Raw genomic sequence first — 419 nt, 5'->3', positions numbered from 1 at the left:
GACAGGGGAAGTCTTTGACTATACAAGTGCTGTCAGACAAGGTCGCTTCCAGACTAGCCTGCTTGGTTTGTACCAAATAGAGAATGCTGGGATGGCCATAGCTTTACTTGATACTTTTTGTCAAGAAGATGGTCGAGAGCTAGCAAGCAATGACTTTCTTGGTCAAGCCTTGGAAGAAATAAGTTGGCCAGGGCGTTTGGAAATCGTGTCAAGAGATCCCTTGATGATTTTGGATGGAGCCCATAATCCCCATGCTATCAAGGCCTTGTTGGTAACCTTGCAAGAACGTTTTGCGGATTATCATAAGGAAATCCTCTTCACTTGTATCAACACCAAAGCCTTGGAGGATATGTTGGACTTGCTGGGAGCCATGCCAGATACCGAGCTTACTCTAACACATTTTGCGGATAGTCGGGCGA

At 45.8% G+C, this 419-nt stretch carries 1 protein-coding gene; it reads left to right on the top strand.

Going from position 1 to position 419, the window contains the following annotated elements; translation table 11 throughout:
• Window positions 1-419, top strand: a 419-nt coding sequence (locus tag AC13HU_RS38235; protein ID WP_483046589.1) for a glutamate ligase domain-containing protein, incomplete at both ends; no start/stop codon positions are given.

This window comes from Streptomyces sp. NH27, assembly GCF_056859195.1.
The sequence above is the reverse complement of the archived record's forward strand: the minus strand, read 5'-3'. Positions and strand labels throughout refer to the sequence as shown.